This window comes from Candidatus Nitrosocosmicus sp. FF01, from assembly GCF_047711275.1.
GTDB lineage: Archaea > Thermoproteota > Nitrososphaeria > Nitrososphaerales > Nitrososphaeraceae > Nitrosocosmicus.
This window is the reverse complement of record NZ_JBLNIG010000001.1, coordinates 253,460-275,509: the sequence shown is the minus strand read 5'-3', so window position 1 is coordinate 275,509 and position 22,050 is coordinate 253,460. Positions and strand designations below refer to the sequence as shown.

The window sequence follows — 22,050 nt, the reverse complement described above, 5'->3', positions numbered from 1 at the left end:
AGCCACGCTCAACATCCTAATCAATCACCTGGAGGTCATGAATATATGAAAAGCCAGGTAAAAGAGAGAACTGTACTACATCCCCTTTAGATAACTTACGAACATTTTCTGGTACAATAACAAATGCATTTGCTTCTGATAACAAGGATATGCTCTGTGTTTCGCCAACAATTGGACTTGCAGTAAGTAAATTTTTTGATCTTATTTTTGATACTTTAATGTATACTACTTTCTTAAAGTTGGAAAATTTTTTCCTTGAAGTCCAATCCTGATTTAGTATTGCTGGAAGGGTAAGAACCTGAGGATTATTTCTTCCCGTAAGTAACGCTATTAGAGGCCTAGCAAATACAAGAAATGCATTTAAGGCTCCCTGTACAGGTCCAGGCAATAAAAGTAGCGGCTTATCACCAAGAGCCGCAATTCCTGCTACTCTTCCGCGGTCTAGTTTCACTTTGTTAGCAATCATGCCAGGAGACCCCATTTGATTTATTGTTGATTTTACGATATCATGTTCACCGGCGGATGTTCCACCGACCGTTAAAATCAAATCAGATGATCTCAAAGCTTTTGTGATTTTGTTTTTCAAAGCGTGAGTATTATCCGGAGTTATCCCCAAATCTATAGGGATGCCACCCAACTCCTTGACTAGACTAGAGATAATATGGCTATTCGTATTAACAATTTTATTTTGTAGTTTGCTACTAGTATTGCTTAATTCTTGGATATTATCAGTAAGTTCGTTCCCAGTAGGGATGATTGATACAACTGGTTTTTCATAGACAGAAATCTTGCTTATATGTAGCGTAGCCAGTAATCCCATATGTTGTGCACGAATTACCTGTTCTTTACTCATGACTTTCTTACCTTTTTTGATATCAGATCCCGTCAAATATACGAAGCTTCCTTTCTTTAGTGACTTCGTTATTTTTATTTCATCTTTATCCATCACAGAAACATCTTCAATTGGAATCACTGTATCTGACCCTCGAGGCATGCTTCCTCCAGTATTGATTCTAGTGGCCTGCCCCTTCTTATGGAAATAAGATGAAGATTTGCCAGGCACAGATCCAGAGGTAGAGATCTTCAGAAAGACCGGTTCGTTTAACGATCCATTATTTATATCTACTGAACGAACGGCAAACCCATCCATGTGAGAAGTAGGATACTCCGGCACATTGCGGTTAGATATAACATCTTGATCCAAAACTCTGCCCAAGCCTTCATATACATTAATAAGTTCGGTTTTTCTTGAAATCTTTATATTTTTAAGAAGTATTGAAATGGTTTTTTCTACAGATACATATGAATCAATGTTTCGCGACATATTTTATAGCTGATTGATTATAATCATTAAAGATTATTAAAAATGTTCAGCCATTTAGAAATATAATGAAAGTACATTGATTTAGAATAGAATTAGAATATCTGTTGCTGTTATTCATCTATGTTAATTGCGTTACCCACAACCCACTTTACCTTGTTATTTGACAGAATTTCCTTCTTCCAAATTGGAACTTCTTTTTTGATTGCATTTAAAATGAATTGACATGCTTCAAAGGCATCCTTGCTATGTGGAGTGGAAAGTGCTATAACAACGCTACTAGCACCCAACTTCATTGGACCTATTCTATGAATTATTCTAATTTTTTTAATGTCCCATCTTTTCATGGCAATTTTTTCAATCTGTTTTAGCTGTTGTTCTGCCATATCGATGTATGATTCATAAACCATTTCTTTAACCAAACCGTTTTTACCATAATTTCTTACCGACCCAACAAAAACAACAGTTGCTCCAGATTTTCCCTTCTTATCTTTCATTGAATTCAAAAGTTTACAGATATCGATTTCATCAGTGGTAAGTCGTTTGGTTGCTGTTGGATCAATAGACTCATCCTTAACTTCATCAGCATAGATAAGAGGATTTTTATTGGCATTTGTCTGGTGTGGCTTATTTTGAGTGCTTTTTGATCCTGGATGCGTAGATTTCCTAATGGATTTGATTAGAATCACCCTCCAGAAACCGGCGGCAAAAGGGCCACTTCATCTTTGTCCCTTAAAATGACATCAGAGTTTACCAGTTTGTAATTTACAGAAGTATTAAAGTCACTTACATTCCTTAATTCAGGATATCGAGTACGAATTAGTGATAATAGATCCGTAACAGAGGTATTTTTGGATATTTCCAAAGTCTCCTTTTTTACTTTTGTTGCTTCACGAACCTGTGCAAAGTAAAGTACGGTGATTTGGATATTTGAAGTCATCTAGTATCTTGAAAAGATCTAATATTTAAGAAAACGCATAAGCAATATCAAGTTAAGAGAATGTCTATCTCTTCTTAAATCACTTTTGTAATATAGTCCAGACTTTTTTTCAGATTTTTTTTGATTTTTGGACTAACACATCACATGTCTATAGGCGACATAAAACATACAAAACGTTAAAGAATCAAATTACGAGCATCTTATCTCTTTTACCGCAAACCGAGTCATCATAGTTTAGATATCACTTTAAAAGAAGGGATTCTCGTGGTCATTCTTTCTCACGACATTCTCTCTACGTATTACGTGCGGCGTCGTGGCTTTGAACATTGCATATACGAATTGGCCTTTTTTTAAGCTTAAGATATTTTGGGATTCAATTGTAATTCGTGATCTTAAGTGGAAACTTTTAGAGGATAATTGAATACTAACAATTCCCAAGTTATCTGATACAGGATCATCAATCTTTTCGATAAATAATCTTATATTGTTTCTTGCGCTAGTCTTGACGGGGCCTAAAGATAAAATAATATCTTCGGGTTTGATCAAGATACCAACAATAGAATTAATTGGGAACTCTCCAAGGATTTCGATTATATGCTCGTCAACTGAAAAAACCGAAACCCCTTGTTTTGTTTCAATTATTTGTCCCTCTAAATAATTATCATCACTTTGAAACATGTCAGAGACGGGGTTTTTGGCTTCAGATAGGCCAAAATTATTTGATGACAATAATGATTTCAAGTTATCAATCTTTATAATGAGCCCGTGTTGAAGAATCGCTACTGAATCAGCTAAGGCGTAGACATCATCCTCAAAATGGGTAACATAAATTCCCAAAATTTTTCTTTTCTTAAGCATCCACCGAAGTTTTATTCTTAATTTAACTTTTGTTTTGTTGTCAAGGTGAGATAAAGGTTCGTCCATTAGCATTATTCTTGGTTCTAAAACAAGCATTCGAGCTAATGCAACCTTTTGCATTTCACCTCCACTTAATTGTTGTGTCGATCTGTCCAATAAGTGGGTCAGTTCGAAAGTATCTACAAGGGATGTAATTTGTAATTTCATATCTTCTTGTTGATTTTTACTTAATCCAAATACAATATTCTTATATGCATTCATGTGAGGAAATAAGCTTGGCTTTTGAATCAAATAGCCTATTTTTCGAGATTCAATTGGCAAGTTAGTAATGTCTTGACCATCAACATAAATTGAACCCGCATCTGGTTTAACTAATCCGGTTATCAAATTCAGAAGAGTGGACTTGCCGCTTCCCGTTGCCCCAATAAGTACCAGAATTTGGTTACAATCTAGAGATAAATTTATAGGCCCTAGTGTAAAATTTGGATATTTTTTGGTAACGTTAATCAAATTTAGATACAAAGACTAGTCATATCTCCTATGATTTTCAAGGGTGGGAAAATCGTTTCTATCGAAATTTATTGTATCGATTTTTTTGATTAGTGTGAGTATATACAAGGACGAGAACGATTGAAAGGATGATAGATAGCAGTATGCTAGGAATAGCATAAGTTAATCCCCCGATGGCATTATCTTCATATATTTGGATCGATATTGTATGAGGATTATAAGCCAGCATAAGAGTTGCACCTAACTCTCCTATTGCTCTAATCCATGTCATTACTATACCAATCAAGATGCCCCTTTTAGCTAATGGCAAAGACACCTGTATGAAAACCTTCCAATTTTTCTTTCCAAGAATCCTTGCAATGTCCTCTAAGGATTTGTCAATTGCTCCAAATGCAGTTAGGCTAGCAAGTATCATAAAGGGTGAAGCAACATAAGTTTGAGCAACTATAATTCCTATTACGGACTGTGTAAATTCAATCTCAGGAAACCACAAATTCAAGACTGAAGAAGGATTGAAGACACCAAGAAGAAGTGCACCACTAGCTAAAGGTGGAAGCACCAATGGAATAACAACGACAACAAAGAGGATAGACCTGCCAGGAAAGTTATACCTTGACAGACAATATGCTAATGGAATCCCAAATAATATTATTATTCCAGTCGAAACGGAGGCTGTAACAATGCTAAGTATGAATGCATCGACCAACTCGGGTCTTTGAATTGAACTAATTATATTTTCTGGATCAAAGAAAGTAATGATACTTGCAAAAGGATATACAATATACAACAGAGCCAAGGCAGATAAAAGGCATATCAAGAATTTAAAACTAATCAATTTGACTGCAATTTTCATGATTATCCTTTTAGAAAGGTATTTTCTTTATGTCATTTATTATTATCGGCACAAAATATTAAAATATTCATGATTAAAGTCAAAACTCAAAATTCAAACACACTAAAGGAATTCATCGAGTAACGAAGAGAAATCAGGGCGGGGAGTTGAATACCACATATCCTATTTGTGGTAATTTGTATTAAAGTCAACGATATAGTCAGTCACCACTTTACTTCTTGTTTTTTGTTCCATAACACAGATTTTTAGTGGACTTGAGAAAAAGTCAGCTTATTATGCTGATAGTGGAGATTGACGGAAGTGAGTGAGCGGATATAACCCGCCTTTTACAAAAGTTATTGTTTTTAGATTATGTCCTCACAAGCAGTTTTTTCCCAAGAACAATTGACATGACTATGGCCGCTACGGAGAACATCAAGGCAGTAAAGAATATCAAGCCAAAGGAAAAGGATGAAGGCACTGTAGTAGTTATTCCTTGAATATCTATCAATGACTGATTGGTTTGCATGTACATTGCTGCGAGGGCTGGACCTATTGACGAACCGACTATTCTAAGCATAGTACCGATGCCCATTGTTACTCCAGTAAATTCGATAGGGGTTGATAAGATAGTTACATTAACTGCTCCCACAGATGCTAGCGACAAACCGGTAGACAAAACAGCGAGGCCTACAGAAATGAAAATCTCAGTCGAATGAAATAAAAACAGAATGAAGAATCCAGCAGCAGTCAATATTGCCCCTAAAATAATAGGTTTAATGGAGCCCATCTTTGAAATAATAAACCCAGATGTGGGCCCAAAGACCAATAAGACTATGGCAAATGGCAGTTGTATCATGCCTGTGGTAATTGCATTCTCGTCAAACCCAATAGGCGCTGGGCTTTGTACCAGGATAGGCACAGTCTGAAAAACCATAAACATGGATAGTCCAACAATCATTATGATCAAGTTTGAAAGCAATATAGGCGGTTTTAGGAAAATCCTAAAATCTATTAGTGGAAATTTACTTCGCCTCTCCTGATATATAAATAATAAAAGAGATACAATTCCGATTATCAAAAATGGAGTAATCTGATTGATAGCTGAGTCAGGATTAAGCGATCCTACTTCAGCTATGTTAAAGCTTTGATCCTCCGCTGAGGGAGTCTGCAAATATGTCAATGAAAGGAGGAAAGAAACGATGGTAATAGCTAAGAGTATCGAACCTTTTATGTCTATTTGAGAATAAAACCTTTGATTCGCTTTAAACTGTGTATTATTATTTGCAGTATCAGGCTTCATATCAGGCCCAATGGTCATTTTGCTATGAGGAGGTGTACCAGTCTCTGACACTCGAACATTTCTACGAATCATCCACAACAGCAATATAGCAATAGGTATTATAGTGAAAAATGTCATTTTCCATCCATATTCATGTACTATCAATCCTCCAACGGATAACCCTATAACAGATCCCGCTGCAAACATGGATGTAATGATACCTGTGGTAATGGAGATCCTCTCCCTTGGAAATTGATCTCTAATAATACTAAACGCTATCGGGAACATCCCCAATCCGATTCCTTGTATAGTTCTAGCTATTATCATAGTCAGAAAATCTTCAGCTAGTCCACCCACAAGAACACCGAGTGTGTAAATCGACATGATTATGAGCAAGATTTTCTTTCTTCCAAAAATATCAGATAATTTGCCAGCAATGGGAGTCATGACAGCCCCTGCTATAAGATAAGATGTCAATATCCATGATGATAATCCGTATGATACATTAAAATCATTAATAAGTGTGGGAATTGCAGGAATCAGCATAGTCTCTGCATACATTGCCATAGTGGCTAGACAACTAAGTATTATCAGTATTTTCCACGGCGGAGATATCTTGATCATCAGTTTATGATTAGGTGTAATTCTTTTCAATCTTCAAAGTTCACTCTTGTTAAATCAATTTCTTGAATGTTACTAACCGCAGTATGATTTTATTTCAGAGTATCCCTAATTTCTAACATATAAATTAGGATTTGACTCTTGAGATGAATTTCCCTTCGCCCTGGTCTCTACTGAACTACTGATGCTAAATCTGTCTTGTAAATTGTGCCACATTTTTTCTAAAGTATTTTTTGTAATTAAAATATCGTTTTCAGATAAATCATTCAAACATACTTTTTTAATCTGAGTAACGCATTCTATTGTGTCGTTAAGAAATCCATCTGCTCTCTCAGTAAGATATATTCTATTAATGCGACGATCCTTTGGATCATTTTTCCTTATTACAAATCCGTCTTTTTCTAATTTGTCTAGGATGGGAATTAGTGTAGGACCTTCCAGTGCTAGTTTGTCAGCTATATCTTTTTGAGTGATATTCTGGTCACTATTTGCAATTATTATTAGTACTTTCCACTGTCCAAATGTGATACTAAACTTTCTGCGCAATTCTTGATCGATTATATTGATTAGAGATTTACCTATTCTATTTATGACGAATCCAATACTATTCTGATAGTCATATTTAATCATTATATATACTAATTAATAATATACTAATTAATAGTATATAAATTATTAGTCTATATGTAGAGTCAATTAGCTTTGTAGACGATCAGGTCACTAATATTATTGGCGGATAAATTCAATCCTCAATATTCTCGGTCTTGACCTTTTCAGCTTTTTTTGAAATAATGATATTTTTGAGTTTGTTTAAACCGTACCCTGTTTTTGAAGAGATTGCCATTTTATTAATCGAGGGTTCCAAATAATCCATGATTTCATTTAACTTTTGGTTATCAGCAGCATCTGCTTTTGTTAAAAGAATAAAAAGCTTGGATCTGTCCACCTTCAAATCCCTTAACACATTCCAGCTGCTTGAGTATTTTGTACCAATATCTTTTAATTCCTCTGAGGAGTCGATCAAAAATAATATCAAATCAGCTTCAAGCGATTCCTCCAAAGTAGACTTGAAAGCCTCGATCATGTAATGTGGAAGCCTGCTGATAAAACCCACAGTATCAACTAGCAAGATATCGTTTGTTTTTTCACTCGTGTTTGAAGGGTGTGATGATTGAAGGGATCTTGTTGTCGTTGAAAGGGTTGTAAAAAGTCTGGCTGAAGTTTCTTTGTTCTCTTTTGTTAGAAGGTTAAATAATGTCGTCTTGCCCGAACTGGTATAGCCAACCAGAGATACAATAAACATCCCTTTTCTTAATCTTTGTTTTCGGTATTCGAGACGTTTTAGGTGAGCGTCATAAAGTTTTTCTTTAATGAATGACATTTGACGCTTGAGGTCTCGAAATTGAACGTCAACAACGTACTCACCCATACCGCCTTTGCCCGCCCGCTCGCCACTTTTGCTCATGAGTTTAGCTTTTTCTCGTACTTGCGGAATCTTGTACTGCACTTCGGCAAGCTGTATTTGAAGTTTCGACTCATTTGTAGTGGCCTTGGAATAAAAGAGATCCAGGATGAGCCTCTCTCTATCTATTACAGGGATTTCTAAAAGGGTTTCTAAATTGAATAATTGTTTAGCACTTAGGTGTTCATCAACGATTACTTTTTCTACATCAGTAGTTTGAGAAACAAATTGTTTTATCTCTTCAGCTTTACCTGCCCCCATACCATATTTTGCACGATTTAAATACTTTTGAGTAAAAATTTTTAATATTCTGTAGTTTGGCATCGATTCGACTAATCCCTTTGCTTCTTGAATAGCAAAATTCTCCGGATATGAAACCAAAACTATATTGTGATGTTGAGGCAAATTGATGACTTGTATAGGAGTTATTATTCTTCTTCATATTAACATTACATATTTTTGCAGTAGAAATTATGACTAATTTACCAGTTGCTGCAAATAGTCAAACATAATACGTGGGCTGGGCCTTAAATCTTAAATATATTGTCGTTTAATGATCTTACATTTTGCTTTTTTGTAGCGAATAATTCTATCAGTTTAGTTAGACATGCTATAAATAGTCTATAAAGAAATGGGTTTTATATATAAAAAATTGGTCAATGATTCGTTTGAAAGCCAAAAATCATTATACGCCTATCTCAGAGGCCAATTTCATCATTTTTTTACCCTCTTTTGTCAACTTGTTGTAGGTTCTGTTTTTGACCGTGCTTCTTTCCACCAATCCCTTATCGGCTGCTTTGAGTAGTAACTTATGACCATAACCATATGCACCTAGTTTTTTCAACAAATCCCTAGTTGAATATTCCTTTTCTCCAATAGATTTTATCAGTTTGATCAAAGCTCGTTCTTCTATCATGATTTTTATCAAGTTTGCGTCACGCATGATAGTAAAGAATAGCTAAGGCTATTTATTAGTTACTTTATATGGCAACAAATAGTTACCTTTACTGCATAATCAGAGTTTGACATGTTAAATAACACCTGTTAGAATATCAACATAATTTAATTGAAGTTAAATAAGAAATGAGTCAAGACTAAAAAAACAGGTATAAATGTGCTCTATTCTCGATACTAGCAAATGTTGTGACTGTCTACTTAAAGTCACTCATTTTTCCACAAAACTATGTCACCTGTCCAGAATAATATCCTCTACAAATGAACGTACATATTTTAAAAAATAAGAAATAACATCTGACTATCATGTGTATTAAAACTTCTCCTGTAAACAGATAGGAGAGAGGGGTGAGGGATGGGTATGGGAAGAGGGAGACGCAAATTGAGAGGTTTTCACATCGTAGAGAACAGAAAAGTTGATTTAAAGAATCTCCAGTTAATCTAACCAGGCTAAAATAATTGTTTATCAATGCCGGTTTCAAGAAATTGCTCGATAGAAAAAGGTATTTTTACCCGCACTATGTCCCGCTATTCATTTTTTTACCCACTTGTCTCCATTTTTTTTATACTCTTTTTTGACTGCGGCCCAAGCGACCTTGTGGGCAACTTCTTCTAAATCATCTTTGGCGCCCCCCCTCCTCTTATCGGGATCTTTGTACTCTTTTATGGCACTACTGTGGGCTTTTTTGAAGATATGTTGAGCGTGTTCTGGAAGACTATCGATTCTTTTTTCAGTAGCTTCTGATAATTCAATATCCTCATCTCTAGATTCTTTTTTTCCCTTTTTTTCAGACATGCAATATACTTCCTCCGCCCCATGAACCTCTTTGTGAATCGTTTTGATAATGGTTAACACCAGTAAGAGTATTATTTTTTTCTCTGTCAATTGCCATTTGAATTACATGTTCCGATACCGATGAGTAAACACACATGTTCCTGCTGTTCATAATAGTAATATTCTAACAAACAATATATAGATAAATGGAAGTCTTTTCAAGAAAATGATAGAACCAAAAATTACCTAGATATTTGGTTTAGGATGTGAATATTAATAATCTAATTATTTATCCACCAAAAGAGTAATTCAAACTTTCTGTTTGTAGTTAATACGGACAAGATAAAAAATAAAGTATAAAGATCTCAATTTGAACTAGTTTACTTCGAGTTCCTTTATTTTCTCTTCTACACCTTGAACTTCCTTTTGGAGATCCTGGTGATATTCCTTCAGTAACTGTATTTTTTCCTCTTTTGTTAGAAAACTCCTAGGAAGTATAACTTGAGCCGCAGCACCCGTAACTCATTATTTCACCTCCCTATCCCAATCATCGGGCATACGATATTAAATAGAGAAGATTTATTTATATATATCGGATATCCAATATTAATAGATATATGAATAGAGAGGGTGCGGGTGACTGTTGCGATATGAGGGGAATGCTGGGTTTTCTCATTCTTTTCTTGTTATCAAAAAAGCCAATGCACGGACAAGAATTAGCAGGTGAAATCGCCAATAGAAAAGGCGAAAAAAAGCCTAGTCCTGGTACTATATACCCAGCTCTTAAGAGTCTAAGAGAAGCAGGATTTATAGTCGAAGAAAAAGACGGCAAAACAATAGTTTACAGCTTAACAGAAAGAGGAGAAAACGCGTTAAAATTGGCAAAGAGAAAATTTGTAAAGACATTTTTTGGAATATTCCCTGAATAATGTGCACCTACAGAGAATTGATATTAGTAATTTTCTCGTAAGGATTTTTCACAGATAACTTTAGGACATCTGATCACGATATACTATTTTACGAAAGTATAGACTAACTAATGAACTGACGACTGCTCTGTGTATAAGTATTTCAACACTGCAAGAATTATTACACTTCCAAGATATGATTTATTCATAAAGAACATTATGAAAACTAGGGCAAATCTCTGAACCCACTAAAATAAAACAACATTTTCTGTATGATTCTTTGTTATGCATCTCAAAAATTCCTTCATCACACCATTTTATGACTATTTTAAATAAATAAAAATTAGGGAGATTCAGCTCTGGGCAGCTGCATTGTTACCTGTATTTGTTTGGCTTTGAATGTTGATGTTGTTACCAGAGCCGATTGTGTCTCCACCAGATACTACTTGACTGTTTTGGCTAGAGGATTGTGATTGGCTAATGCTTTGTTCTGCAGAGTTTTCACCTTGACCAGTTTGTGCTAATGCATTGTTTCCGCTGTTAAACTGATGCTGGAAGTTTACATTATTACATGACAGAAAAGTCGTTCCACCAGAAGCACACAGGGCGTTCTGAGCTGAGGATTGTGATTGAGATATGGACTGTTGGGCTTTGTTCTTCTTTTTAGTTGCAAAGGCGTCATCTATAGCCACTAAGGGGCTTGCGAAAAGGGCTAATGCGACCACTGTGGCTATTGATGCGACAAAGAGTTTGTTTTTGTTTTGGTTGTGAATATTTTTTGTTTTATTATTCATAGGTCTAGCTAAGATAGAAAAAATATATTGGTATTTGCTAACTAGTTGCAATACTCTAATATTCTAGCAGTTTTAGAACTAGTAAATAGAGGACCAAATCCTGAGAAAACAAAAGACACCGAAATTAGTCAGAGTATATTCACTCCTAAAAAGGTTCTGGGACTATGGTTAGAATCTATTATACATTCAACTAGATTTTCTAATTTTTTATAATTTGTATTTTGGTAATATAGTTTATTGATAAAATATGAAAGGTAGTATTCAATAGTATAGGTCTATTGATATGTTTAATACAAGGTATTCTTTTACATATGCATGGATTATGATCAGATCTGTAGAAGCGTATTAGCTCTTGATCCCAAGGTTCGCTTTGCGGGTATTTGTGATGAAACCGGTGAGACAAAGTATGGGGGCATGCGGGAAGGGATGACAAGCTTGCTTTCACCCCAAGAATCACAAAAATCTAATCTTCAAGCAGTTGGACGTTGGGGTTTGAGAAAATCCCTTACTAGCAAAACAGGGAAGGGTATTTATGCAATGACTGAATATGAAAAATTAAAAAGGATTACAATTCCCCTAGATGATGATCACCTATTAGTAGTTACCACTGAGGTAGATGCTGACCATGGTAACATCATTAGCAATACACTAAAACTTGTCAAGCAATAAGAATCCTGTAGTCTCATAACTTTTATTGGTAACTCAACAAACCATCAATATAACCTGAATACATGAATTCAATAGCTAGTATTAAACGTCTATTTTTCTTTTTAATAAGTAGGTGGCGACCTCAAATTTCTCCAATAATGATGAATAATAATTGAAGGTATTGTAAAATTCAACTTTATTCATGGACAATTAAAGGTAAACTGTTTCAGTAGATGTATGCATGCATGTATGCATGCATTCGATGAAAATGATGAAATCAGATATCTCACCTATATTCACGATTGGTCGTCATAGACCGGATCTTAGGATCTCTATCAATTAGTGAAACTAAAGGATGATAATGTAAAGATATGATAATGTTAATCCGTTTTCTACATTACTAAAACCTCACGTTTGAGTCGACATCGACACCTTAACTGAATCCATATTGCGAGATAATTTTTAGTCAGGATTACTTCTGCATTTGATAAATCTTTTTAAGCTATAAATATTAACTCTAATCTTTGAGAGAAAAAAGTAACGATTCTCATAAACCCGATAGGAAGGATAATGTAGACGATGAAGATAGAAGAGTTCTTGAAGATATAATTTACAAAAAAAATAGTTCCTCTGCAAATGACACAGAAATTTTTGATTTAAAAACCCTAGTTCATTTAAGACAAGACAGACTATGGGGTGCGATAAAAGAGAGATATAGGTACAATACGTCAATTAAGAGGGGACAAGAATATCTCATAAGACATGTAGATACCAAAGTACCTCTGGTTGTTATGTATGCAGATTTGGTGGGGTCAACCAAGATGAGTATGACATTGCCGGTCGAAAAGCTAGTAACCGTTATACGTGCATTTTCTCACGAATTGTCTTCGGTTATTGAAAGTCTAAACGGGTATGTTTTAAAATATGCTGGTGACGCAATCATTGCATTCTTTCCATCAGGGTTTAACAAATATTTGACTTGTGATAATGCGTATCGATGCGCCAAATCAATGATAAATATAATCAGAGATGGAATCAATCCAATATTGAGTAAACATGACTTTCCAAATTTATCGGTAAAAATTGGGATGGATGAGGGGGAGAACATAGTTTTTCAGTATGGGTATGATAAGAGCTCACAAGTTGATGTTTTAGGCTATACAATGAATGTTACTTCGAAGATCACGTCGATTACGTCACCTAATAAAATATCTGTTGGGGAAAATGTTTACAAGCTATTACACCCTCAGATTCAAACAAATTTTAGACAAGTCGAATTTGATTACAACGAGTGGAAGTATATTGATATTAAATCGGGTAATGCTTATAAAGTTTATACTTTAAAGTAGTCATCATACAATACTATAAAAAGATTAATTGGTATCAGATATTTTCTATTCAAAACCTTTACCTAATTATTGTTGCATAATTCACATATGCAGAATTAGCATTTGATATTATTGAAATATCTTGTTGATAAGGACCCATGGACACTGAGGCTGATCACAGAATCGATGAATGATTGTGAACAAGAAACTATGTTTATCGTCTTTAAATTAAAATTGAATTCATGGTAGCAGATTAGACTTTTGATCCTCAATTAGAGTAATGATATTTATCCTCCACATGGTCATAATCATGAGTAGGATTGGCCTCATCAACTTAATAGTTGTATTCACATTCATTTTAAGTAATTCAAAAGCGAATTTACTTGAATACTAGCTTCTTTAAACCGAAGCATAGAATCCTTATGGGTCTAACGATAAGTTTCACTACATCTTAAATTACCTTTATACAGAAAATGTTTAAGCACAACAACTTTGGATAATTAACCCAACTATTTTGAGTCTTACTAGGCGACAAGATACTACTAGTTGTAACCTGAAGCGAGCATCGGGAGAAGTAGTTCTACTTTCAAAATGTATATTACTAGGATAGTTTACCCTCAATGATGCAAATTGACAAAGCGTTGTAAGGACCGATGTTCTCAATTCACGGTAAATATAGCTAGAAGTAAGGGTAATGGTCCTTATAAACAAGGTTTTAAATGGTGTTCTGTCTGTCGGAAATTTTTTCAATTAACTGAAATTTCCCTTGAATGTCCATGTTGTGGTACTAAATTACGTAACAAGCCTAGAATAAATAGACAGAATAAAGAGTTGTACAATGACTTTTTAGGGATAAGAAGAATCGAATAGGACTCATAGATTCATTGAACGATATCTTCTTCATATCTGTAGAAAATAGCTTTGCAAAAGTTGATAATTCATCTAATGAATACCAACTAAAACTAATTGTATTTTGCTTGCATATAGATCTCATAGTTAATCCTTTGTATGCCACTTATATTCTGACAAGAAATAATTTGTACATGTACGTGCAACAATGATTTAGAAAAATTTTGCTCCTAGAGATATCCTTGAGAATATATTTTAATTTATCTTTGCATCAAAAACTGAGTACCGATTAACCATTCAGGTAGGATGTATGTCAATTTTTCTTGAATAAATTATTTTTCGTGTAAGATTTCAAGAAATTGAGAAATTAGGAGGCTGTTAGCCTTGTTGTTTCGTGAGGCCTATATTTTCGCCACATCATTCCAAATATAATTCCCAGAACAATGTAGAACATAACCATCGTAGTAAAGGTCGCTATTCTAAATGAATTAACCAAATCCATGGGTGCGGTAATTGCATCTGGATTGGCAGGAAATATGGAATAGATAAATCCTATGAGCCCAACATAAAATACCGGAATCAAATACTTGAAATTGTTGACAGACTTGAATTTAATCAGCAAAACACTGAGACCTAAGACTATTAAGCCGGATATTAGTTGAAAAGATGTATACAAGCTCTCTCGTAATCCGATTGTTTCTGGATCACCCACAGCAGGTGGATTGGCGGGATATTTGAGGAAAGGGACAACATACAATGCCAAACATATCAGACCTGCCAAAATCAATGCCTTCTTTCGATCATCAGAAGAAGGCAGATATTTTCGCGCAATAACATAGACTATTCCTAGTACTGCACCATAAGTTACACCTAGAAAGGCTCCTGCCACAAAGGTGCCTTCTTTCTGCCAAACTCTATAGGTATTTAATTCATTAAAATCAACTGTTTCTCCCGCAGCTATGGTATTTTCAATTTCAATTCCTATGGCTTGATCTATATAAGGTTCAGCAACAAAATAATTAACACTAGCCAAGATTAACCCAGCTATGGCACCTGCTAAAAGTGAAATAAAAATAAACGAATAAGAGTTCATAAAACTATAACTCACAAAATTAACTAAAATAAAAAATTTTGAGGATTAATGACAAGGAAATCCGGCTGCATGTCTAATATCATGCGTAAACTCGTGAATCCACATAGCATCGTATGCTTGATTTCCCTGAACTAAACTAAATAGTTGACCTTGATCGTAACCTACAATATAAATACTAATTATTGCAATAACGCCTAAAAGCGCGATTGCTAATTTAGGAGCCTGATCCTTGTGTATAATTCTAAGATCATTAACAAAACTCATAACAATTGAGAAATGGATCCAAGTATATAAAGTATTGTATTGTTTATCCAGCGAGATAAATGTGCACCTAATCAGCAATCCAACCCGGTCCAAAAGGTTGTGATTATGGTAACAATTGAATGATTGTATTGAAAGGATAACATTAAATTTATAGTACAATGTGATACAATTGTGCATCTTGTAATCAATACTTTAAATTCTATTTCAAGCAGATATGCACCGAGTAGAGTACTGTCATTTAATTCTTCTCATGTTTTTAAAACCTTGCAGCTCATAAACAGGGAAGGGTACGTAAGTAGATTGTTATTGATTAAAGAATTGCAATTAGGCGAAGGATCGATAAAGACGTTGATAAAGCATCTAAAAATGAAAAAGTTGATCATTACCACAAATAAGGGTACAGCAATGTCTGAAAGTGGTCAAAAAATTTTTGAAGAAATGTCGAGATTTATTTGTGCCGAGACTCAAATTCCGAGGAGTTCAATTTCCGTTTCTGTGTTCAATTACGCTATATTATTGAGATTTGTAAAATACGCAATCAAACAGGGAGTAGAACAGAGAGATGCAGCAATAAAGATGGGTGCTAAGGGAGCTACTACCCTTGTTTATAGAGATGGAAAATTTTTGATACCTGGAACAAAATATAACGCATTAAAGGATGAAAGGACAATAGAAAGGATCCTAAAGGATAAGTTAAGTCCAATCAACGATGACATTATAATAATAGGAAGTGATGATTCAAGTATAGTGTTATCTGAGTTAGCATCAAAATCCGCCGCACTCTACACATTGGAGAGTCATGGCCATCATAAAGATTTTAAGTTGGTTCCTAATACGAGGACTGTTATGACTAAGAAAAATTCTGAATGACTGTCATAGGGTTAGTAACAGTGTATCTCTTTTTCCATACTTTGCGTAGAATTTTTCATATTGAGTCAGGCTCTCCTGCACTATAGAATTTTCGAGATCATACATCTTCAGAAAATTTACGCGTAAGATAAGGCCGCCATCAGAATTAAAAAATCTCAAACTATAACTTTTTCTTCCGTTTTCCTTTTGTTCAGACACAAATTTTGCCACCTTCGATTCATAAATGTTAATATGAGTATGCCATTGGCCGGTTTCATCACCTATTGTTGCATATTGATCCTTGATTCGGAAAGGTGTATTTCGTTCTAATCTTAATTCAGCAACTGCTCCTTGGCTTCTAACTGACAACATTACATTGTCCAGCAAAAGTATATCCTTGATTAAATCTCCAAAAGTCACTTTTTGAGAATCTGACATATCGATGATAACTCGTAGTCATAATTAATATTATCCAAAGTTATTTGATCTTTCATTTATACTAAACATGACTCATAATTAACAAAAAATAACTTAAACGACGCCGATTATCAAAAAGAGAAAATCAAGATCAAAAATAAATAGTAATCATCACATACTAGTATTTACCCTGATGTCTACCACGAAAGGGTGAAATCGCAAATCTGATCAAGACCTCCTTAAAATGAGTGAAAAATACTAGAGGCTACAATCATGTGATAAGTATCTCTGTAACTCAAGTAATTAGAACTCGGTCAACGGAATGTACCATATCTACCATTTCACATAAGGCAAACTGAATGAAAAAAGATGGAAAGTTTTGTACTATCTCATCATTCTTGAACATATATACGATACAAAAGCATGAGAAAGTTCCCCACGTGAACTTCCAATTGATGCCTTTACTATTTTCCTCTGCTACCATGAATATCTATAAGGTCAGGTACGATCGCTGTCTGACAATTGGGTACAAAGACGGTTCTTCCTTACTATTTATTATATTTGGTTGAAATATTTTTACTCCATAAAACATACTATAAAAGTCAAAAATCACATCTTGAACAATTAAATACTGTTTCTAATATTGACGCTGAGGTACGGGAAACAAGCTAAAGAAAAAAACAATTACAATAAATACAGCGATAGTAACAAAAATTGAACGATTTGGAAATCCAGTTGGAGAAAAAGACGAAATAGTTGAGTAGTATCAGGATGACCTCCTATCAGGGGTTGTATCTTTTATGAATAGATCCTTTGGATCCAATATTCACATACAAACGATCTTTTGTTAAACTATCTTAGTGCAACCACTCATTGCACGATTCAAAACCCGTTCAAAAACAATATATTATTTCCAGTTGAAATCCAAAAGTCCGTATGATGATTTCGGAAAATTACTTTATGTACTTTCATGATTTGATGTCTTTGATTTTGGCTGCAATTTATAAATGATGTTTTTATCTTATTACTCGTATAATGTGGTTAAAAACGGGGGAAGAATAGGACATGAAAGGGAATAATCATTTTCCTTCAGATCCGATGTTATATGTTCCAAAAATCATGTTTTTTACTAAAGGTAAAGGTACACATAAGGACTACCTTACTAGTTTTGAACTTGCACTGCGTGATGCCGCCATTAGCGACCTAAACTTAGTATCGGTATCCAGTATCAAACCTCCTCTTTGCAAAATAGTGAATAGAGATGAAGGTAGGAAACATCTCAGGCCTGGGCAGATCGTTTTCACGGTAATGGCAAGATCATCTACTAATGAACCAAATCGCTTGATAGCTGCATCGATTGGACTAGCCAGACCAGCAGACGATGCTCAATTTGGGTATCTCTCAGAGCATCATTCAACTGGAGAAACGGCTACGAAGGCAGGAGATTATGCAGAGGACTTGGCAATGGAGATGCTGGCAACTACATTAGGACTGCCTAACGACCCGACTCTCAGCTGGGATCAGAACGAAGAACAATGGAAACTATCAGGAAAAATCTATAAAACACAGAATTTTACCCAATCTGCTCAAGGAAATAAAGATGGCATGTGGACAACGGTAGTTAGTTCTGCAGTACTGATTTTGTAAAAAATTCCGGTTTCAAAATTGGGATATCATTTTTCTTTAAATAATAAAAGTCATTTTTTGCTTTTTCATATTTTTGATATGAGAGTATGATCACTAGAAAAAAGTTAGGTCTGATCATTAGAAAGAGCTAATTGCAAACTAATACTAGAAGCCTTTTATTTTGACTTTAAGTCCTAGATTGATGTAGTTTCAAAGTGAAGGATTTTCACTAGCAAGTTTAAAGAACATTCATATTTTAAGAATTGCATGGTGAGCAAACTGTTTTGTAGCGGGTAGGCTAGAATCTATATCGGTTGTGTGAGGACCAATGTATTCACCCTGAGTATCCATTCCTATATCTTGATAAAAAGAGGATATGTGAAATCTAGTCTTGTTAAATTATAATTACAAAAAAAAATTATTGTCCAAATGGAGACTGTAGCTCGGCTCCACCATAAGTTCCTGCTGCATTTGGATCAGCGTCATCTAAAGGCTCTTCAGTAATAATGAACTGTGTATAAGTATAAGGATTCACCATATGCTCTGAAGTCTTGAGACTTCCACCTTCAATTGCACCCAAACTGAGCTTATAGTTAGATCCATCTGCATCGACTAACCATGCTTCAAATACCTTATCTTGTTTGGGAATCGCAGTCATATTTGCAGATATATCTAATGTTTTATTTTGTGTATCAATAGTTAGTGATCCTATCTTTTCTGTTCCAAATCCAGGACCAGGATCTAATGCCTTGTTGATATCCATTGTGATTGGTTCAGCATTTAATTGTTCAAGATGGAGAGTCATTGAAAATATTGCGGCTAATGCGATCAAAGTTAAAGATACTTTTACTCTTTTCAATAGATTTGCATGGGTTACAAAATATAAATAGTTGATATATTGACCATTTCAAAGTTGGGAAAGAATTCAAGAATTTCAGAATAAGGGAAATGGTAATATGTCAGGAGTAAATCACACAATAATTTATCAGCAATCCGCAACATGAACATTGTGATTTTTAAACAAAAGTCCGGCTGAAGATAAAATCATACAAGGAATTCAACAAGCAGCACAGAAAGTAAAACAAAGTCTAGAGTCAAACTGAAAGTAATTAAACAATTTACATTGTTGGATATGTCGAGAAATATCAAAAAGTATTCCACAAAAATTGCAAAACTATTTTGAATTCCCATCCATTAACATTGATTAATCAAAGGAATTTTACAAAGTATTTAAAGCCTGGAGGATGGTAGAAATGATTCAGACTATCCGCATAAGGATATTTCAAGAAAAAGAATGACTATCATTATTAATGTTCCTTTCATTAGTAATTTGATTAGGTTAACAAGGATTTTAATGTTCTTATCTTAGAAAATATACAAAATAGGGGTTGAAAACAAGGAAAATAATCTACAATAGAAAAATCCAATGGAGAATTATCCCCAGCTAAAAAATAATGCTAAGATAGTAAGACTTAATAAAGTGTCTCAAAATATGAGATGACTCATACGTAGTTATCGATAAGACGAAATGAAAGCAAGAATTATTACAAATACCTTTATCATATCAAGGTACAATTGGAATCAATTCGAGGATTAGGTATCTCATTTGAATAAGATATAAGATTTAATTGTTTCTCTAGATTTGGAACTCAGGATCGTTTGTAAACCAGTCATATTGTCAAGACTTCAGCTTGTTCCCTCTCGTTTTTAGCCTCGTTAAATTTGAGTTTTAATTTACCGTTTCTAGGTTTATATCTCAATCGTGTTCCACAACAAGGGCAAAAAACAGATACGTTCCAAGTAATATAAATATCGCAACGCTGGCATCGCTTTTGTCCCTCTATATATCTACCACCATTTATACTTCTTCCAGTAGCCTTAAATCTGATACAAATCCCTTTACAAACCATTGAGATATTATCTAGAAGATTAGGTGATTATTTAAAGCATGATTTCTTTGATATACCAAATAGATCTTACCACCTTAACTTATAACAATTTTTGCCGATTTTTGACCACCTAAATGAGAAGGTTTACTCCCAGCGTTTAAAACAATACAAAAGGACTTTTGAGGTAATAAGATCCCAATTTATTCGCTTTTTTCTAGTATGCTGGATCAACTGGATGAGATTTCAGATTTTATTTAGGTTTAGAAAATACTTGAATTCCGTGGCAACTACTATAGTAGTCTATATTTAATTCAACAATTCAATCAAAATAAAAATAGTAATTAAATTCATAGAGTAAGACGAGCAGAAATTTACGCCTGGCGATATAAGATCTACGCAATATGTGAATTTTTTTGAAGACGATCTCTACTGTTATTTGGTTCTTCAGACATACTGTTTTTGTAATAATAACAATGTTTTTTATCCATACTTTAAAATCATTGGTGTCGTGCATAGCCAACTAATCGAAACTATGATAATATATGTTACTTTTGATAAAAAAAATAAAACAAAAATGTACGTCATAATAGTTATTTTATTGTAGATCGTGCTTAACTATAAGTAATTGTTGTGTTTTTTTAGCTTTGGAGCTGTGATATTATTTAGTATTTCATACGCTTCTACTTGTCACTTTGTATGACCACAAGTATGAGGATTCGATTTTACATCAATTTGAGCACAAATCTAGTTCGCTGTACAAAAGAGTGATGCGACTATAAAATTGAAAATATATTAATTCACGGGGTCATATATTAGATTGATTTGACTACATGATAAGATCAAAGTTGGAGCAAACAGAGCCAATCCTATTTCTTTTATAACCACATTCAGCTATATCTCTTTATAAATTACAACACCAGATGGTTGTGAATCTTATCAATGAAATTTAGTTTAATTTTTGTTTGGCGGAAAAATTTGCTTGTGTCTTTTGATACACAAAATTATAATTAATTACCCTTAATATATTAATACCCGATTCCACTTAAAAGCAGATCAAATTGTCAAACTTTTAATTTCGTCCGGTATACGGATATTAATTGTTTGATTTTCTTCCTAAAGATTGATAAGATGTGGGTAGGTTATTTACTAGTTAGTTTATACCAAAAATATAAGATATAGAGATTACACATTCCAATTAATGCTTACAAACATCATTGTTTTCTTTAAGGATAACTCTGGTAAGTGGTTAGTAGATGAATCGTTCTAGCTCAAAACCAAATGAATGTAGGTAATAATACATCTCTGACTAAGCAAAATTCTCTATTTTTTGATTGATTTTTGAAATTTTACCTTTAAATCGATCTTGATAATTTATTGTATGTCGATAATGAAATTGATTATTCTTATGTAGAGACAAATATTTCAACTGAATATTGCAACCATAATGTTACTGCTCTCTCTTTCAAATTTTTGCATTCCTACTCCTGAAGCATTGAATTGATGTAATAACTGTGCAATAACATTATCTAATTTCTCAAGTCAACTCACACTATTCCTTATCCAGTAAACACATCTGTTCTGAATGAAAAAAATAAAGGAATTGAGGAATTCAACTAGTTTTTATTGCTTGTCTAAAATGCTCTAGATTTTTTGCTATCTCTTCTTTAAATGACTCTTCTGTATAGCCGTGAACTTCTATGCCATGTTTCTTAGCATTTTCAATCAATTCTTCTTCTGTCTCACCATACATTGTATGGGTACATACTGGATCTCCAGCATCTTTACAATTAAGACTAAGTGTCATGTTTAGATAACAAGTGATTTGGATCA

General features: G+C 34.1%; 22 protein-coding genes. 5 read left to right on the top strand and 17 right to left on the bottom strand.

Going from position 1 to position 22,050, the window contains the following annotated elements; genetic code table 11:
* Window positions 1–16: 16 nt before the first annotated feature.
* The 11 genes from ACMT7R_RS01465 to ACMT7R_RS01415 form a co-directional block, all read right to left on the bottom strand.
* Window positions 17–1,324 (bottom strand): molybdopterin molybdotransferase MoeA, encoded by a 1,308-nt coding sequence (locus ACMT7R_RS01465; RefSeq protein ID WP_415309663.1) that lies wholly within the window; start codon window positions 1,322–1,324, stop codon window positions 17–19.
* Window positions 1,325–1,434: 110 nt separating this feature from the next.
* On the bottom strand, window positions 1,435–2,010 hold the full coding sequence (locus ACMT7R_RS01460; protein ID WP_415309662.1) for a molybdenum cofactor biosynthesis protein MoaE: 576 nt from the start codon (window positions 2,008–2,010) through the stop codon (window positions 1,435–1,437).
* Complete coding sequence (gene moaD, locus ACMT7R_RS01455) at window positions 2,007–2,261, bottom strand: molybdopterin converting factor subunit 1 (protein WP_415309661.1); 255 nt, start codon at window positions 2,259–2,261, stop codon at window positions 2,007–2,009. The genes ACMT7R_RS01460 and moaD overlap by 4 nt, the downstream gene beginning before the upstream one ends.
* A gap of 246 nt (window positions 2,262–2,507) precedes the next feature.
* Window positions 2,508–3,641 (bottom strand): ABC transporter ATP-binding protein, encoded by a 1,134-nt coding sequence (locus tag ACMT7R_RS01450; RefSeq protein WP_415309660.1) that lies wholly within the window; start codon window positions 3,639–3,641, stop codon window positions 2,508–2,510.
* A gap of 46 nt (window positions 3,642–3,687) precedes the next feature.
* Window positions 3,688–4,482, bottom strand: coding sequence for an ABC transporter permease (locus ACMT7R_RS01445; RefSeq protein WP_415309659.1), 795 nt, complete (start codon window positions 4,480–4,482; stop codon window positions 3,688–3,690).
* 349 nt (window positions 4,483–4,831) lie between these two features.
* Window positions 4,832–6,397 carry an MFS transporter gene (locus ACMT7R_RS01440; protein WP_415309658.1) on the bottom strand — a complete coding sequence of 522 codons (1,566 nt, stop codon included), beginning with the start codon at window positions 6,395–6,397 and terminating at the stop codon, window positions 4,832–4,834.
* A gap of 75 nt (window positions 6,398–6,472) precedes the next feature.
* Window positions 6,473–6,994, bottom strand: a complete 522-nt coding sequence (locus ACMT7R_RS01435) for a MarR family winged helix-turn-helix transcriptional regulator (protein ID WP_415309657.1) — start codon at window positions 6,992–6,994, stop codon at window positions 6,473–6,475.
* Between the two features lie 112 nt (window positions 6,995–7,106).
* Window positions 7,107–8,231 (bottom strand): GTPase HflX, encoded by a 1,125-nt coding sequence (hflX, locus tag ACMT7R_RS01430; RefSeq protein WP_415309656.1) that lies wholly within the window; start codon window positions 8,229–8,231, stop codon window positions 7,107–7,109.
* Between the two features lie 280 nt (window positions 8,232–8,511).
* Window positions 8,512–8,769, bottom strand: coding sequence for a hypothetical protein (locus tag ACMT7R_RS01425; protein ID WP_145988017.1), 258 nt, complete (start codon window positions 8,767–8,769; stop codon window positions 8,512–8,514).
* 543 nt (window positions 8,770–9,312) lie between these two features.
* Window positions 9,313–9,576 (bottom strand): ChaB family protein, encoded by a 264-nt coding sequence (locus ACMT7R_RS01420; protein WP_415309655.1) that lies wholly within the window; start codon window positions 9,574–9,576, stop codon window positions 9,313–9,315.
* Entirely contained in the window at window positions 9,569–9,727 is a 159-nt protein-coding gene (locus ACMT7R_RS01415; protein WP_415309654.1) for a hypothetical protein, read from the bottom strand. The genes ACMT7R_RS01420 and ACMT7R_RS01415 overlap by 8 nt, the downstream gene beginning before the upstream one ends.
* Before the next feature lie 445 nt (window positions 9,728–10,172).
* On the opposite strand from ACMT7R_RS01415, the gene ACMT7R_RS01410 reads away from it, so the two are divergent.
* On the top strand, window positions 10,173–10,484 hold the full coding sequence (locus ACMT7R_RS01410) for a PadR family transcriptional regulator (protein ID WP_415309653.1): 312 nt from the start codon (window positions 10,173–10,175) through the stop codon (window positions 10,482–10,484).
* A 332-nt stretch (window positions 10,485–10,816) separates the two neighbouring features.
* Here ACMT7R_RS01410 and ACMT7R_RS01405 read toward each other — a convergent pair whose 3' ends face one another.
* Window positions 10,817–11,257 carry a hypothetical protein gene (locus ACMT7R_RS01405; RefSeq protein WP_415309652.1) on the bottom strand — a complete coding sequence of 147 codons (441 nt, stop codon included), beginning with the start codon at window positions 11,255–11,257 and terminating at the stop codon, window positions 10,817–10,819.
* A gap of 315 nt (window positions 11,258–11,572) precedes the next feature.
* On the opposite strand from ACMT7R_RS01405, the gene ACMT7R_RS01400 reads away from it, so the two are divergent.
* Complete coding sequence (locus tag ACMT7R_RS01400) at window positions 11,573–11,926, top strand: hypothetical protein (RefSeq protein ID WP_415309651.1); 354 nt, start codon at window positions 11,573–11,575, stop codon at window positions 11,924–11,926.
* A gap of 503 nt (window positions 11,927–12,429) precedes the next feature.
* Entirely contained in the window at window positions 12,430–13,254 is an 825-nt protein-coding gene (locus ACMT7R_RS01395; RefSeq protein WP_415309650.1) for an adenylate/guanylate cyclase domain-containing protein, read from the top strand.
* Window positions 13,255–14,449: 1,195 nt separating this feature from the next.
* On the opposite strand, the gene ACMT7R_RS01390 is transcribed toward ACMT7R_RS01395, so the two are convergent.
* A complete protein-coding gene (locus ACMT7R_RS01390) occupies window positions 14,450–15,175 on the bottom strand; it encodes a CbtA family protein (protein ID WP_415309649.1) in 726 nt (241 codons plus the stop codon).
* Window positions 15,176–15,220: 45 nt separating this feature from the next.
* Window positions 15,221–15,439 (bottom strand): CbtB domain-containing protein, encoded by a 219-nt coding sequence (locus tag ACMT7R_RS01385; RefSeq protein WP_415309648.1) that lies wholly within the window; start codon window positions 15,437–15,439, stop codon window positions 15,221–15,223.
* A 306-nt stretch (window positions 15,440–15,745) separates the two neighbouring features.
* On the opposite strand from ACMT7R_RS01385, the gene ACMT7R_RS01380 reads away from it, so the two are divergent.
* The gene (locus ACMT7R_RS01380) at window positions 15,746–16,309 is read left to right on the top strand and encodes a DUF4443 domain-containing protein (protein WP_415309647.1); all 564 of its coding nucleotides are present in this window, start codon (window positions 15,746–15,748) and stop codon (window positions 16,307–16,309) included.
* 3 nt (window positions 16,310–16,312) lie between these two features.
* Here ACMT7R_RS01380 and ACMT7R_RS01375 read toward each other — a convergent pair whose 3' ends face one another.
* On the bottom strand, window positions 16,313–16,726 hold the full coding sequence (locus ACMT7R_RS01375; RefSeq protein ID WP_415309646.1) for a ChuX/HutX family heme-like substrate-binding protein: 414 nt from the start codon (window positions 16,724–16,726) through the stop codon (window positions 16,313–16,315).
* Window positions 16,727–17,803: 1,077 nt separating this feature from the next.
* Here ACMT7R_RS01375 and ACMT7R_RS01370 point away from each other — a divergent pair.
* Window positions 17,804–18,352: a pyruvoyl-dependent arginine decarboxylase gene (locus ACMT7R_RS01370; RefSeq protein WP_415310537.1), complete on the top strand. Its 549-nt coding sequence runs from the start codon at window positions 17,804–17,806 to the stop codon at window positions 18,350–18,352.
* Window positions 18,353–18,749: 397 nt separating this feature from the next.
* On the opposite strand, the gene ACMT7R_RS01365 is transcribed toward ACMT7R_RS01370, so the two are convergent.
* The gene (locus tag ACMT7R_RS01365) at window positions 18,750–19,190 is read right to left on the bottom strand and encodes a hypothetical protein (protein ID WP_415309645.1); all 441 of its coding nucleotides are present in this window, start codon (window positions 19,188–19,190) and stop codon (window positions 18,750–18,752) included.
* 2,639 nt (window positions 19,191–21,829) lie between these two features.
* Window positions 21,830–22,024 carry a DUF1059 domain-containing protein gene (locus ACMT7R_RS01360; RefSeq protein WP_415309644.1) on the bottom strand — a complete coding sequence of 65 codons (195 nt, stop codon included), beginning with the start codon at window positions 22,022–22,024 and terminating at the stop codon, window positions 21,830–21,832.
* Window positions 22,025–22,050: the final 26 nt, after the last annotated feature.